At 60.2% G+C, this 13325-nt stretch carries 10 protein-coding genes; 6 read left to right on the plus strand and 4 right to left on the minus strand.

The annotated features are described in order from the left end of the window. The first annotated feature begins 165 nt into the window (after positions 1–165). A complete protein-coding gene (locus HCG46_RS02205) occupies positions 166–1392 on the plus strand; it encodes an MFS transporter (RefSeq protein ID WP_168684422.1) in 1227 nt (408 codons plus the stop codon). Positions 1393–1474: 82 nt separating this feature from the next. Here HCG46_RS02205 and HCG46_RS02210 read toward each other — a convergent pair whose 3' ends face one another. From HCG46_RS02210 to HCG46_RS02220, 3 genes are all read right to left on the minus strand, one after another. Next, positions 1475–1795, minus strand: coding sequence for a 2Fe-2S iron-sulfur cluster-binding protein (locus tag HCG46_RS02210; protein WP_023000672.1), 321 nt, complete (start codon positions 1793–1795; stop codon positions 1475–1477). 126 nt (positions 1796–1921) lie between these two features. Next, positions 1922–2284: an Hpt domain-containing protein gene (locus tag HCG46_RS02215; RefSeq protein ID WP_208984210.1), complete on the minus strand. Its 363-nt coding sequence runs from the start codon at positions 2282–2284 to the stop codon at positions 1922–1924. A 250-nt stretch (positions 2285–2534) separates the two neighbouring features. Further along, complete coding sequence (locus HCG46_RS02220; RefSeq protein ID WP_023000670.1) at positions 2535–2849, minus strand: hypothetical protein; 315 nt, start codon at positions 2847–2849, stop codon at positions 2535–2537. Between the two features lie 282 nt (positions 2850–3131). Between HCG46_RS02220 and HCG46_RS02225 the strand changes: the two genes are divergently transcribed. Then, positions 3132–8906 (plus strand): antitoxin, encoded by a 5775-nt coding sequence (locus HCG46_RS02225; RefSeq protein WP_023000669.1) that lies wholly within the window; start codon positions 3132–3134, stop codon positions 8904–8906. 393 nt (positions 8907–9299) lie between these two features. After that, positions 9300–9578 carry a GIY-YIG nuclease family protein gene (locus HCG46_RS02230; RefSeq protein WP_205838350.1) on the plus strand — a complete coding sequence of 93 codons (279 nt, stop codon included), beginning with the start codon at positions 9300–9302 and terminating at the stop codon, positions 9576–9578. A 167-nt stretch (positions 9579–9745) separates the two neighbouring features. On the opposite strand, the gene HCG46_RS02235 is transcribed toward HCG46_RS02230, so the two are convergent. Next, the gene (locus HCG46_RS02235) at positions 9746–10279 is read right to left on the minus strand and encodes a MarR family transcriptional regulator (protein ID WP_062488244.1); all 534 of its coding nucleotides are present in this window, start codon (positions 10277–10279) and stop codon (positions 9746–9748) included. Positions 10280–10443: 164 nt separating this feature from the next. Here HCG46_RS02235 and HCG46_RS02240 point away from each other — a divergent pair, with 164 nt between their 5' ends. The 3 genes from HCG46_RS02240 to HCG46_RS02250 are packed head-to-tail and all read left to right on the plus strand — an operon-like array spanning position 10444 to position 13310. Then, a complete protein-coding gene (locus tag HCG46_RS02240; RefSeq protein ID WP_228148033.1) occupies positions 10444–11472 on the plus strand; it encodes a TRAP transporter substrate-binding protein in 1029 nt (342 codons plus the stop codon). Between the two features lie 2 nt (positions 11473–11474). Continuing rightward, the gene (locus HCG46_RS02245) at positions 11475–11984 is read left to right on the plus strand and encodes a TRAP transporter small permease (protein ID WP_055655292.1); all 510 of its coding nucleotides are present in this window, start codon (positions 11475–11477) and stop codon (positions 11982–11984) included. 18 nt (positions 11985–12002) lie between these two features. Next, complete coding sequence (locus HCG46_RS02250) at positions 12003–13310, plus strand: TRAP transporter large permease (protein WP_168684426.1); 1308 nt, start codon at positions 12003–12005, stop codon at positions 13308–13310. Positions 13311–13325 lie beyond the last annotated feature (15 nt).

Raw genomic sequence — 13325 nt, forward strand, 5'->3', positions numbered from 1 at the left:
GACAAGGATAATTTCGCCTTATTGCCGGATGCCTAGCGCTGCACCAGCCAGAATTTGGCGTGTCGGAAACATCTCATGACAAAACAGCGCTAACACGCAAACCAGAATTGGCGTTAGAAACGGCTCTCAACACTGCCGAACGTTTTCTTTTTCCACGGCCACACAATGTCTTACTTCACCCAGAATGCGCACCCGAACGAGGCGACCGGCTGGCGGTCTCCTGTGGTTCTCCTGATGATCATGGCAGGTGCCATGCAGCTTTCCTTTGCTGCCTGGTGGAACCTGATGAACAACTTCGCCGTCCAGGAGCTGGATTTCACCGGCCGGGAGATCGGCATTCAGCAATCGATCCGGGAAATCCCGGGCTTCCTGAGCTTCCTTGCGGTCTATCTCTTGTTGATGATGCGCGAGCAGACGCTCGCCTATGTGTCGCTGCTGCTCCTGGGCGTCGGCGTTGCCGTCACAGGTTATTTTCCGACCGCAATCGGCTTTTATATAACGACGCTGATCATGTCGATCGGCTTCCATTACTACGAGACGATGGCGCAGTCGCTGTCGCTGCAATGGCTGCCCAAGGCAACGGCCGCTGCAAGCATGGGCAAGATCCTGGCTGTTGGCGCCTTCGCCCAGTTGATTGCCTATGGTGTCATTTTCCTGGCGTGGAAGATGTTCGAACTGTCCTTTACGGTGGTTTTCGCCATTGCCGGTGGCCTGACGCTGGTCGTTCTTGTTTTCCTGATCTTCGCCTATCCGCATTTCCGTGAAGGCGTGCCGCAGCACAAGAAGCTGATCCTGAGAAAACGCTACTGGCTCTATTATGCCCTCACCTTCATGGCTGGTGCGCGGCGGCAGATCTTCACGGTATTCGCCGGCTTCCTGATGGTCGAACGCTTCGGCTATGACGTTCACGAAGTTGCAGGCCTGTTCCTCCTGAACGGCGCCTTCAACATGGTGCTGGCACCCAAGATCGGAAAACTGATTGTTCGCTTCGGCGAGCGCAAGGCGCTGGTTCTGGAGTATGTCGGCCTGGTCCTGGTGTTCATCTGCTATGCCTTCGTCACCAACGCGACACTGGCGGCCAGCCTTTATGTGATCGATCACGCTTTCTTCGCGATCGCCATAGCCATCAAGACCTACTTCCAGAAGATCGCCGATCCTGCCGATATCGCCCCCACCGCCGGTGTCGCCTTCACGATCAACCACATCGCTGCGGTGTTCATTCCGGTGGTATTCGGCTTCATCTGGCTGGTGTCCCCGGCTGCGGTCTTCCTGGCCGGCGCTGCCATGGCCCTGGTCAGCCTTGTGCTGGCAACCCTGATCCCGAGCAATCCGGAAGAAGGCCATGAAGTCGACTTCTGGTACCGCAAGCCTTCTGCCCAACCTGCAGAGTAAACTCTGTACCTGGACAAACCAAAACGCCCGCCGGAGTGATCCGGCGGGCGTTTTGTTTGAAATCTTGTCTGAACTGACCTGATCAGGCCTGCCGCTCAGGCACATGCACCACAAGGCCGTCGAGATCGGACGTCACCTTGATCTGGCAGGATAGGCGCGAGGTCGGCTTCACGTCGTAGGCAAAGTCGAGCATGTCCTCTTCCATCGGCTCCGGAGATCCGGTCTTGCCGCTCCAGGCATCATCTACGTAAACGTGGCAGGTAGCGCAGGCGCAAGCACCGCCGCATTCCGCTTCGATACCCTGGACCATGTTCTTGATAGCGTTTTCCATCACCGTAGAGCCTTCAGCGGCGTCAACGTCGGTCCGGGTTCCATCGGCGGTTACAAATGTGATTTTCGGCATATGTCGCGTCCAAGCCTGAATTTGCGGGTCTTCGAAGCACGACATAAAGATTTACGGCAAAAGGTCAAGGACCGTGCCATTTCCACGCGGCAATCTGCCTCTCCCGTTCTGGCCGGGGTCTGACCTTCAACCTTCCAGAAGGTCCCGGATGTATCGGTTTGCCTCATCGACCGCCGCAATCAGGCCTTCGGTGGCTGTATCGGTGCTGGAGCGCATCTTGCCTTCCAGATTTTCGCAAACGATCGCGACCCGCTCCGCGCCGATGGCCCGGGCGGACCCTTTCAGGGTATGCACGAGGTCGAGGCGAACGGAATTGTCGGTTTCCTGTTTCAACCGCTCAAGCGTCGAGATGGACTGTGACTTGAACAGATGCAGGACCTGCACTTCTAGATCCCGGTTACCCAGCGTATTGGTTGCCAGTTGCACCAGATCAATCGGTGCCTCCGGACCGGCACGTCCGGCGACGCGGGCCATGGAAGAAGGGGCCATAAGGGTGCTCCACATTACTCGATACCTGCCTGACGGCACCCCGCCGCAAGCTGTAGAGCCACAACAATGCGCCCCAAGCCCAAACACCCGGTTAAACCGGTTGCTCAAACCGTCCCTTTCGGCCCATGTCCCCAAAAAATTGATTTCATGGTTAATGCGTTTTAACGCAGGTTACGAAACAGGATTAAAAAAGTCCTTGCGTTTCCGCCGATTTCCTGAATCGCTAAAATTTTAATGATCTGATTCGCCGTTAACTTTTTTTGACTTTTTGACTTGCAGAAAGTGCTTCGATGGCGGCGGGCGTGAGCTTGCAGACCAGCCAGTCGGGCTTGATTGGGTTGGAAAACCAAGGCTCTGCCCAACCTGCATCGATACAGGCGCGGATTGTGCGCGCCGGAATTTCCCGGCCGTTGTCATCGAACAGAGGCAGCTTGCCCCCCGCCTGCCCGAGCCCTTTTTGCAACCACCGCTTTTGCGCAGCCGTCAACTTTCCCGCTTTGAGAGTAACTTCCAGAACCGTATTTTCAGCATCTGCCGATGCGTCAACCTGCTTTGAATCCGGCATCCAATCCGCCCCCTAAGTGACTCACGCTATTGCCGTTTCTTGTTCGTTAGGAGAGATTGTGCCATTACAGTTACTGATGCGGCAAGGTGGGGAGTGTACCGTCGAACGGAAAGTTCACGGTCGGTCAGCGGCGGCCCTCTCGCACGAACAGGTTTTGCGGCGTTGCCACAGCTGGGCAACGCTCGCAACGAGGACGCATCCGGTAGATAACTGTAAGGAGCTGCGCCAGCGGCTCTGCACGATTACCGGTGTGTAATGAGTACGGATGTGAGGCGACCCTAAATGGCAAATCCGACAAAGGCGAAAGATCCGGCAGAAGCGGCTCTCTCAGCAGTTGAAGAAGCCCTGAAACTTGATTTCGGCGGCCCGGATACCACAGAAACAACCTCCGCGGCAGAGGCTAGCCCTGCCCAGGCGGAACCGGCACGCCGGTCCCAGGGGGAAACGCGAGGCCAGTCCCAGCGCGAAGAGCAGCGTCAGTCAAGACGCCGTGGCCGCGGCGGACGCCCGCCGGCAGCCAACGACGATCGCCGGAACATCGGCAACCTGATCTACTCCTTGCAGCGCCGTCCGTCTTCAGCGCCGTTCTGGGGCGCCCTCGCCCTCAGCGCCCTTTGGGCCGCGCTTGGCAGCAGCCTCTTCATGACAGCGTTCCCCGACAAGGTCGGATCGCTGACCGATCCCCAGACGCTGCTCAGCTCTCCTGAAATGATCCTGGCCGTCGTCGGCATCGTCGTTCCGATCATCTTCTTCTTCGTCATGGCCATGATGATCTGGCGCGCGCAGGAGATGCGCATTGTCGCCCGTGGCATGACCGAAGTGGCCCTGCGTCTTGCCGAACCGGAAGACATGGCCAAGGAAAGCATCCTCAGCGTTGGCCAGGCCATCCGCCGCGAAGTCGCCGCCATGGGCGACGGCATCGAACGCGCGATCGCGCGCGCAAGCGAGCTGGAAGTCCTTGTCCATAATGAAGTGTCTTCGCTGGAACGCTCCTATAATGACAACGAACTGAAGATCCGCGCCCTGATCGACGAACTGATCAGCCAGCGCGAGTCCATCGTCATGAACGCCGAGCGCGTGCGCGAAACCATCGCCGGTGCCCATGAGAGCTTCGCCTCACAGCTCTCCAGCACCTCCGGTGAACTCGGCAGCACCGTGGACCATGCTACCCAGCGCATGATCGATGCGGTCAACAGCCGTGTTGAAGAACTCACATCCACCGTCGACAGCCGCATCGAGTCTCTCGGTGCAACGCTGAACGCCTCCGGCAATGAACTGGTCGACAGCCTCACGGTCCGCGCGGAAGACTATGTTGCCCGCCTCTCGTCTACCGGCAACGATCTGGTCGACAGCCTGGCGGAAACCGGTTCCACCATGTGGGAAACGCTCACGGCACGTGGCAACGAGGTCAACGAACGCTTCGCAGACACCGCGAACACCTTCGTGGAAACCCTGTCCGCTCGCAGCACGACGATCAACGAGACCCTGGCAACCTCCAGCAACTCGGTGATCAACACCTTGAGCGAAAAGGCGGACGAGTTCCGGCTCACCCTGGAAACGACCGGCAACAACGTCGGCGAAGTGATCACGGCACGCGGCGAGGAAATCAACGCCAACCTGTCGCTCACCTCCGGCCGTCTCATCGACACCATCACCTCGCGCACCGAGGAACTGGTGGCAACCGTCGACAACCGCGTGACCACGCTGGACGAGTCCCTTGCCGAAACCGGCAACCGTGTGGTCGAGAGCATTTCCGAAAAAGGCCAGGCAGTTACCGACACCATCTCGATCCGGGGTGCGGAAATCGTCGAGACCCTGTCCAGCCGGTCTACGGAAGTTGCGGAAATCTTGCGTGGCACCGGTGAGAGCATCGTGGTCGATCTGTCGCTGCGCGGCGGTGAAATCGCCTCCAAGCTCGACGAAACCGCAGGGTCCCTCACCCAGACCATCTCCGTTCGCGGTGGTGAGCTGGCCGAGAAACTCGACAACATCTCCGAACGTATCTACACCGCCATCTCCATCAACGGCAGCGAACTGGACGAACGTCTGGCTGCCCGCAGCAACGAGATGGCCACCATCCTGGAACAGCAGACCATTGGCTTCCGGGAGACCCTGGAAAGCGTCTCCGGCGAATTCTCCGCGAGCCTCGGCGACCAGACCGGTGCACTTACCCAGAAATTGGCGGAAACCGGAACCCAGCTTGCCGAACTCATCGGCAGCCGCGGCGACCGTGTCGCCGGCGACATCAACCAGATCAGCGGCAAGATCGCCGAAACTCTGGAAGTACGTGGCCAGGCGCTGCAGGACGGCCTGTCGAGCCGCCTCACCGAGCTGGAAACCATCGTCACCGATCGCGGCGGCCAGCTGATCGACGCTTTCGACACCAAGACCCTGCTCTTGTCCGAAGCGCTGGATTCACGCCTGTCCACGCTGGACACGACGTTCGCCACCCGTATCGACTCCATGGACGCCTCTCTGGGCGATCGCATCGCGACAATGGATGCATCGCTCGACCAGCGCTATTCGGCAATCGATGCAACCCTGACCGACCGTATCGCGGCCATGGATGCGACCCTCGAGCAGCGTTACACCGCCATCGACACGACCCTGACCGATCGTATCGCCACCATGGATGCGACCCTCGAACAGCGTTACACCGCCATCGACACGACCTTGACCGACCGTATCGCCACCATGGACAGCTCTCTGGAGCACCGCTTCACCACCATGGATGCGGGCCTTGGCGAGCGGATCGGCACCATGGACGCTTCGCTGGAACAGCGCTACGCCCTGATGGACGCCACCCTCACCGATCGCATCAGCACGCTGGACAATTCGCTTGAGCATCGCCTCTCGTCGATGGACAGCTCGCTCAGCGAGCGGATCTCCACGATGGACTCCTCTCTCGGCAGCCACATCAACACCCTGGACCTGACGCTCGATCAGCGGACCGCGGCCTTCGAGGCAACCCTGGAAGCCCGTACGCAGATCCTGTCCGATGCCATCGAGAACCGCACCACCGGCATCAGCGATGCGCTGGAGGAAAAGACCCGCAACATCACCGATGTACTTGCGGACCGTTCCGACGCCATCACGCTGCAGCTTGGTCAGCGCATCGAAGCGGCTGGCAATACCCTTGCCGAACGCGCCGAGGAAATCGGCCAGTCCCTGTCGCAGCGCGTTGATACAGCAACGTCAGCAATGGCCGACAAGGCCGAGCTGATCTCCGCCTCCATGACCAGCGGTACCGACCGGATCGACGAGACCCTCGATGCGCGTGCCCGCCAGATCTCCGAAACCCTGATTTCCCGCACAAAGGAAATCGCCAAGGCCTTTGTCGACGGTCAGGACGAGATGACCTCTGCCCTCGACAACCGTCTGGCGGAAGCCGGCAGCGTGCTGGGCAAGCAGAGCGAGCAGCTGACGGAATCCCTGTCCGAGCGGATCGCCGAGATCAACGTCTCCCTGGGCGCCAAGGTGTTCGAGGTTGCCGAAACCCTCGACAGCCGCGCCACCCAGCTGGAAACGCTGCTGAACGAGCGTCTGGAAAGCATTTCCGGCACCCTCACCGGCGAGAGCGAGCGTGCTCGTGACATTCTCACGGCCGTTATCTCCGAAGCCGGAGCAACGCTCTCCACCGAAAGCACGCGTCTGCGTGATGTGGTTCAGGAAGCGGTCACCGCCGCTGTCCAGACCCTCTCTGACGAACGCAATCGCACGGTCGAGATCGTCGACAGTGCTCTCAGCCAGGCGACGGAGAAGCTCTCCGGTGAAGGCGATCGCATGCGCCAGATCGTCCTGGGCTCCGTCGGCGAAGCTCGCGGCGTCCTGGTTGGCGAAAGCCAGAAGGCAGCCGATGCGGTTACCTCTGCAATGAGCCAGGCTACCGGCGCAATGTCCGGTGAAAGCGGCAAGATCCGCGAGCTGGTGCTCAGCGCGGTTGGCGATGCCGCCCGCGCCATGGCAGCCGAAAGCGAAAAGGCCCGTACACTCTACGCTGGCACCCTGGCCGAGTTCTCCGGGTCTCTGACCGGCGAAAGCGACAAGGTCCGCAACGAACTGTCCGGCCTGATTGCCGAAATCTCCGGCAACCTGTCCGCCGAAAGCGAGCAGGCCCGCATGACACTGGCGAAAACGCTGGAGGAAATCCGCGGCCAGATGTCGAGCGAAGCCGGTATGGTTCGTGCCCGCGTCAACAGCGCCGTTACTGAAGCAGCAGATCTTCTGGTCGGCCGCGGCAACGAGGTCGCCAACGAACTGCTGGACAAGGCAACCGCGCTCAACGAAGCCTTCGGCGCCCGTTCCGGCGAGCTGGCGAAGATCGTCGGCACCGACGGCAACGAACTCATCAGCGCCATCGAACTGCGTGCCAACGACCTTACCGGACGCCTGTCCGAGGTCCACACGGCGATCCTGGAAGCCATCACGGTCAAGGGCCGCGATGTCACCGATACATTCGCCCATACCGGCCTCGACGCGACCCGCTCGCTGGTGGAAGCCGGCGACCGTATCGTCGCCAGCATCAACGAGCGCAGCGAACAGGCAACCACCCTGCTCACCGACACCAAGCGTCGGCTGGAAGCGGACGTTACCGAGATCCTCAACAAGATCGAGACGTCCAACAGCAACCTGCAGGGCATCGTCGCGACTGCGGGCGAGAACCTCAACGAGGTGGAGGGTAACCTGGCCCGCCGCGCCGGCGAGTTCCGCTCTGCCGTCGACCGGGCGGTTTCGGAAACCAACTCCACCACGGCCCTCATCACCGAACAGGTTGCAAACCTGCGCGATGTGACGGACACCACGCTGGCGGACATCAAGAACCTCACCGGCCGCTTCGGCGACCAGTCGGAGGAACTGACCAAGGCAGCCCGTCACCTGGAAGACACCAACCGCTCCGTCGAGAGCCGTGTCTCCGAGCGCCGGACCGCAATCGAGGACGTTGCAGACACGCTTCTGGCGAAGACCGAAGCCGTCGACACGCTCATGCGCTCCTTCACCAAGACCCTGTCCGAAACGCTGGAAACGGCAGACGACAAGGCACGCGATGCAGCCAACATGCTGTCCGCGGCGGCTGAAGCAGCGTCCAAGCAGGTGTCCGAGCAGTTCGAATCCATGCGCCTCACGGCAGGCATGGAAGGACAGAAGGCCCGCGAAGCTATCCGCTCCGCACAGGACGACATCATCGCCGAGATGACCCGCACCGTTACCGAAGCGTCCGATCGCTTCAACGATGCGGCCGCCCGGATGCGCGATGTTGCCCGCGACGTTCACCGCGAGCTGGAAGCAACCCGCAGCGAACTGAAACAGGGTGTCCTGAACCTGCCGGAAGAAGCGGAAGAATCTTCCGCAGCGCTGCGCAAGGTGGTCAACGAGCAGATCCGCGCTCTGACGGAACTCTCCGAGATTGTCGCCAAGCAGTCCAACGCGCTCGACATCTCCCGGCCGCAGGCCCAGGCAGCAGTGGCAAGCGCCGCTCCTGCTCCTGCCCCGCAGCAGCAGGCTCCGGTGAACTATGCTCCAGCAGCCCCTGCCCGTCAGCAGAGCGCCCCGGCAAGCGAACCGCGTCCGGCACCGGTCACCACTCGCCGGCAACAGCCGGCCCCTGCCGAAACCACCAGTTCCGGTGGCAAGGGTTGGGTTGCCGACCTGCTGCGCCGCGCCTCGCGCGACGACGATGCCGGTTCGGACACGGACATGAGCCGCACGCCGCTGCACACGGTTGAAAGCCTCAACTCGCTGTCGGTCGACATTGCCCGCGCCATCGATCACGAAACCTTCGTCGATCTGTGGAACCGCTACCGCAATGGCGAACGCCACGTGTTCACCCGCCGCCTCTACACGCTGCAGGGTCAGCAGACCTTCGACGAAATCCGTCAGAAGTACTCTCGCGATCCGGAGTTCCGCACTGCCGTCGAACGGTATGTGGCAGACTTCGAGCAGCTCCTGGCCCAGGTATCGCGCAACGACCGCGACAACATGCTCGGCCAGACGTACCTGACGTCGGACACCGGCAAGGTCTACACCATGCTGGCCCACGCCAGCGGCCGGCTCGACTAAGAGACGGACAGTCAGACACGAAAAAGGCGGCCACTGGCCGCCTTTTTTATTTGCAGGGGCAAAAAACGGCCGCCGACTTCATCGCTGTACGCAAGCAACCCGTTCAAGGCCAATTACCTGCATGAGCTCAAAACGGTATCAAAATCCTCCCAAGCGAAGCAGAGCGACGGGGGACACCCGCATTTCCGCTTGGATGGGACTGCGGGCATTCCAAAGTAACGCCCGCACCGACCCACCAACGCTCTGCAAACGAGTAGGCCCCGGGTCTCACTTCGTTCGCCCGGGGTGACGCCCTGCCTGGATTGATCCAGGGACGCAAAGCGACCGACGCCGCTTGACTTGAAGATGCAAAACGGTTGTACCGTCAAATGCAATTCACTTCAGAGGTGTAGCTTGACCTATTACGTTTACATCCTGGCAAGCCGGATAAACGGCACGCTCTACATCGGGGTGACAAACGATCTTGCCCGGCGCGTTGAGGAGCATCGCGGTGGGGCAGGCGGCGATTTCACCCGCAAGCACGGCATCGGCAATTTGGTATTTGCAGAAGCGTTCGACGATGTGAGCGAAGCCATCGCCATGGAGAAACGCCTCAAGAAATGGCGCAGATCCTGGAAAGTTCAACTAATCGAGAAGTCCAATCCCGAGTGGCATGATTTAATGGCACCCTAACCCCGGTGTCCCCCCGGGCGAGCAGCGCGAGACCCGGGGCCTACTCGTTTGCAGAGCGTATGAGAGTTGGATGAGGCGATGCCTCTTTCAAGTCGGACGCAAGATCCGGCACGCAATGCCGTCTTAGGGCATCGCCCGGCCGCGGGAAGTCGAATGACCACCGCCTCTCAATCGCTCACCCCGTCCAGCTCGTCCGAGAGGTTTTCCCGGATCCGCCGGGTAACCGCGAGAAACCCCTCGATTTCCGCGGGTGAGAGGCCGCTGAGCATTTTCTGTTCGACGGCTTTCAGCTTGGGAGCAAGATCCTCGAAAGCCGCGCGTCCTTCCTCTGAAAGCTGCAATAGAAAACTGCGGCCGTCGGCCTCGTTGCTTTCGCGGGTCAGAAAGCCACGCTCTTCCATGCGTTTCACGGCCCGGCTCACGACCACCTTGTCCATGCTGGAGCGGGCAACGATCTCGCTTGCCTGCAGTCCGCCAGAGGCCGAGCCGAGAATGGCCATGGTGCGCCATTCGGCAGGCATCATGCCGTAATCACGCTGGTAAACTGCTGAAAGAGCCCGTGTGACGTCGGAATAAAAGACACGCACCCGGTAGGGGAAAAAAGTTTCCAGCTCGAAGTCGGGCAATGGCGTCTCCGGCGTTTCGCTCGCAATCCCAATGGCTTCTTGGGTCTCGGTCTCCGGATTGGTCAGCTTGGTCATCGGCGCTCAACAGTATTGGTTAGGTCGTCTGCACGATTTTACGATTGACTTGGTTTCATGTGTAACTATTTTGTTGCATATGTAACTATGTTTGGCATCACGTTTCAAGTCCGGGATCATACCGGCAAGAACGGCCTTCATGAAATGAAGGGGAGGAGAAAATCGTGAAACAGTTGAAGTGTCTTTCCATTCTCGCAGGTGTGGCAGCGTCCGCATTGACCGGTTTCATCGCCAGCGCATCCGCCGACGAGCTGGTTCTGTCGTCCTGGCTGCCGCCGAAACACCCGCTCGTTACCGACGTGATGGAGCCCTGGGCAGCAGAAGTTGCCAAGGCTACCGATGGCCGCGTAACCGTGCGCATTCTGCCCAAGCCGGTCGGCTCGCCGCCCGAGCATTTCGACCTTGCCGCCGAAGGCATCGTCGACATCACCTACGGATTGCACTCCTTCACGCGCGACGACCGTTTCCTGCGTTCGCGCATTGGCCAGTTCTCCTTCATCGCAAACACCGCAACCGAAGGCTCCAAGGCCTATTGGGACGTCTATGGCGGTACGCTCGACGCGCAAGGCGAACACAAGGGCACCAAGCTGCTCGGCCTTTGGGTGCACGGCCCCGGCATGTTCCACAACAACCAGCGCAAAATCGAAAAGCCTGAAGATTTTGCCGGTCTGAAGATCCGCACTCCGGGCGGTTATGTTGCGGACCTGTCTCAGGAACTTGACATCATCACCCAGTTCATGGGCCCGGGCGAAGTCTACGAGAAGCTGTCCCGCGGTGTCATCGATGGCGTCACTTTCCCCATGGAAGCGTTGCAGGCCTTCAATCTGACCGACTACACCAAATACTCCATGAGCCTGCCGGGTGGCTTCTACAACACCTCCTGGTTCATGGTCATGAATGAAGATGTCTGGGACGGCCTGTCGGAAGAAGACCAGGCGGCCATCGACAAGATTTCCGGTGAAGCCCTTGCCGAAATGGCCGGCGGCGTCTGGGATGGCGCGGATGCCCGTGCGGCTTCCTACATTGCCGACAAGGACATTGAGGTCTACGACGCACCGGCCCCGGTTCTGGAGGCGGTCAAGGAACTTGCAGCCAAGCATGAAGCTACCTGGGCCGCTGCCGTTGCCGAAACCGGCTTTGACGGCACCGCCGCTCTGGCCGAGTTCCGCGACAAGACCGGCATCAAGCACTAAGCATGTCTGCCGAATCCAACGGCCAGGCCCCTCGCCGGATCGATACGATCCGGCGAGGGGCCGGTTTCCTGCTCGGGCTGGCCTGTTTATGTGTGCTGGCCGCCCTGATCGGGCTAACCTGTGTCGACGTCGTCGCACGCTATGCCTTCAACAGCCCCGTGAACGGTGCTTATGAGCTGACGGAGCTGCTGCTGGCCACGCTGATCTTCCTGGCCCTGCCACTGACGACCGCTGCCGGCGAACATATCGAGGTGGAGCTGCTCGACGGGCTCAAGAGCGCCCTTCTCAAACGGCTCGGCACATTGGTTGCCGCTGTTTGCACGGTCGGTGTCCTGGCCCTGATCGCGTTCAAGCTGTTCGAGCATGCCGAGAAGATGGACCGTCGCGGACAGGTGACGGATTCCCTTCAGATCCCGCTCTCGCTGATCGGTTGGCTGGGAGCTGCCTCCTTCGCGCTCTCCGCCATCGCCGCCATAGTCTTCGCGGCCAGGCGATTCCGCGAAAAAGCTTGATACCAGTGAGTATTGAATATGCTTGAAGCTCTGATCGGTTTCGTTGCGCTCTTCGCGCTCGTGCTGCTACGCGTGCCCATTGCAATTGCAATGATCATTGTCGGCACTGCCGGGTTCGCGGCCCTGCGCAACTGGAATGCCGCGCTGAACCTGCTCGGAAATGCGGCCTTCGAAACCGGCCTTTCGTTCACCCTTTCGGTGATCCCGTTGTTCATTCTGATGGGCAACCTCCTGACCATTTCCGGTGTCAGCCAGTCCCTGTTCTCGACCGCTCACCACATGCTTCACCGCATGCGTGGTGGCCTTGCCATGGCGGCCATTGTCGCCTGTGGCGGCTTTTCGGCAGTTTGCGGCTCGTCTCTGGCAACAGCCGCCACCATGTCCAAGGTGGCCATGCCTTCCATGCGCAAGGCAGGCTATGCCGACAGTCTGGCAACCGGCTCCATCGCTGCCGGTGGCACGCTTGGCATCCTGATCCCGCCTTCTGTCATCCTGATCATCTACGGCCTGCTGACCGAGGCCGACATCGGCAAGTTGTTCATTGCCGGCATCATCCCGGGCCTGCTGGGCGTACTGTTCTATCTCGGTGCCATTTACGTCACGGTTCTGCTGAAACCCGAGCTTGCGCCAACCGCGTCCGAAGACATGAAGCTCGAAAAGCGTGACGTCTGGGGTGTTCTGGCAGTTGTCGGGCTATTTGCCGTGATCATGATCGGCATCTACGGCGGCTTATTCACGCCGACAGAAGCAGCCGGCATCGGTGCTGCCGCCGCCTTCGTGATCGCGCTCGTGTCCGGTGGTCTGACGTTTGAAAAGCTCTACACCGCCGCGCTCAACTGTGCGCGTACCACGGCGATGATCTTCGCGATCATCATTGGTGCGGAAGTCTTTTCCAACTTCATCAGCTATGCCGGTGTGCCTGACGCGCTTTTGACCTTCGTTCAGTCGCTCGACGTCAACGCCTATGTCGTCATTCTGGTTCTGGTACTGATCTACGTGGTGCTGGGGGCAGTGCTGGAAAGCCTGTCGATGATCCTGCTGACGGTCCCGGTCTTCTTCCCGCTGGTCAGCTCGCTCGATTTTGGTGGCGGTTTGCTGGCAGATCCGGAAATGGTGCTGATCTGGTTCGGCATCATCGTGGTGGTGGTCACCGAAATCAGCCTCATCTCGCCGCCGATAGGCCTCAACGTCTTCGTACTTCGCTCTGTGCTGACGGACGTACCGTTGAGGACGATGTTCGCCGGCATTCTGCCGTTCTGGCTGGCCGACATCCTGCGACTGGCGCTGTTGATTGCTGTTCCACTGCTGTCACTGGCGCTCATCTGAGGCTTTACCGGCCGG

The sequence above is a fragment of the Labrenzia sp. PO1 genome (assembly GCF_012273635.1).
GTDB classification, from domain to species: domain Bacteria; phylum Pseudomonadota; class Alphaproteobacteria; order Rhizobiales; family Stappiaceae; genus Roseibium; species Roseibium algicola.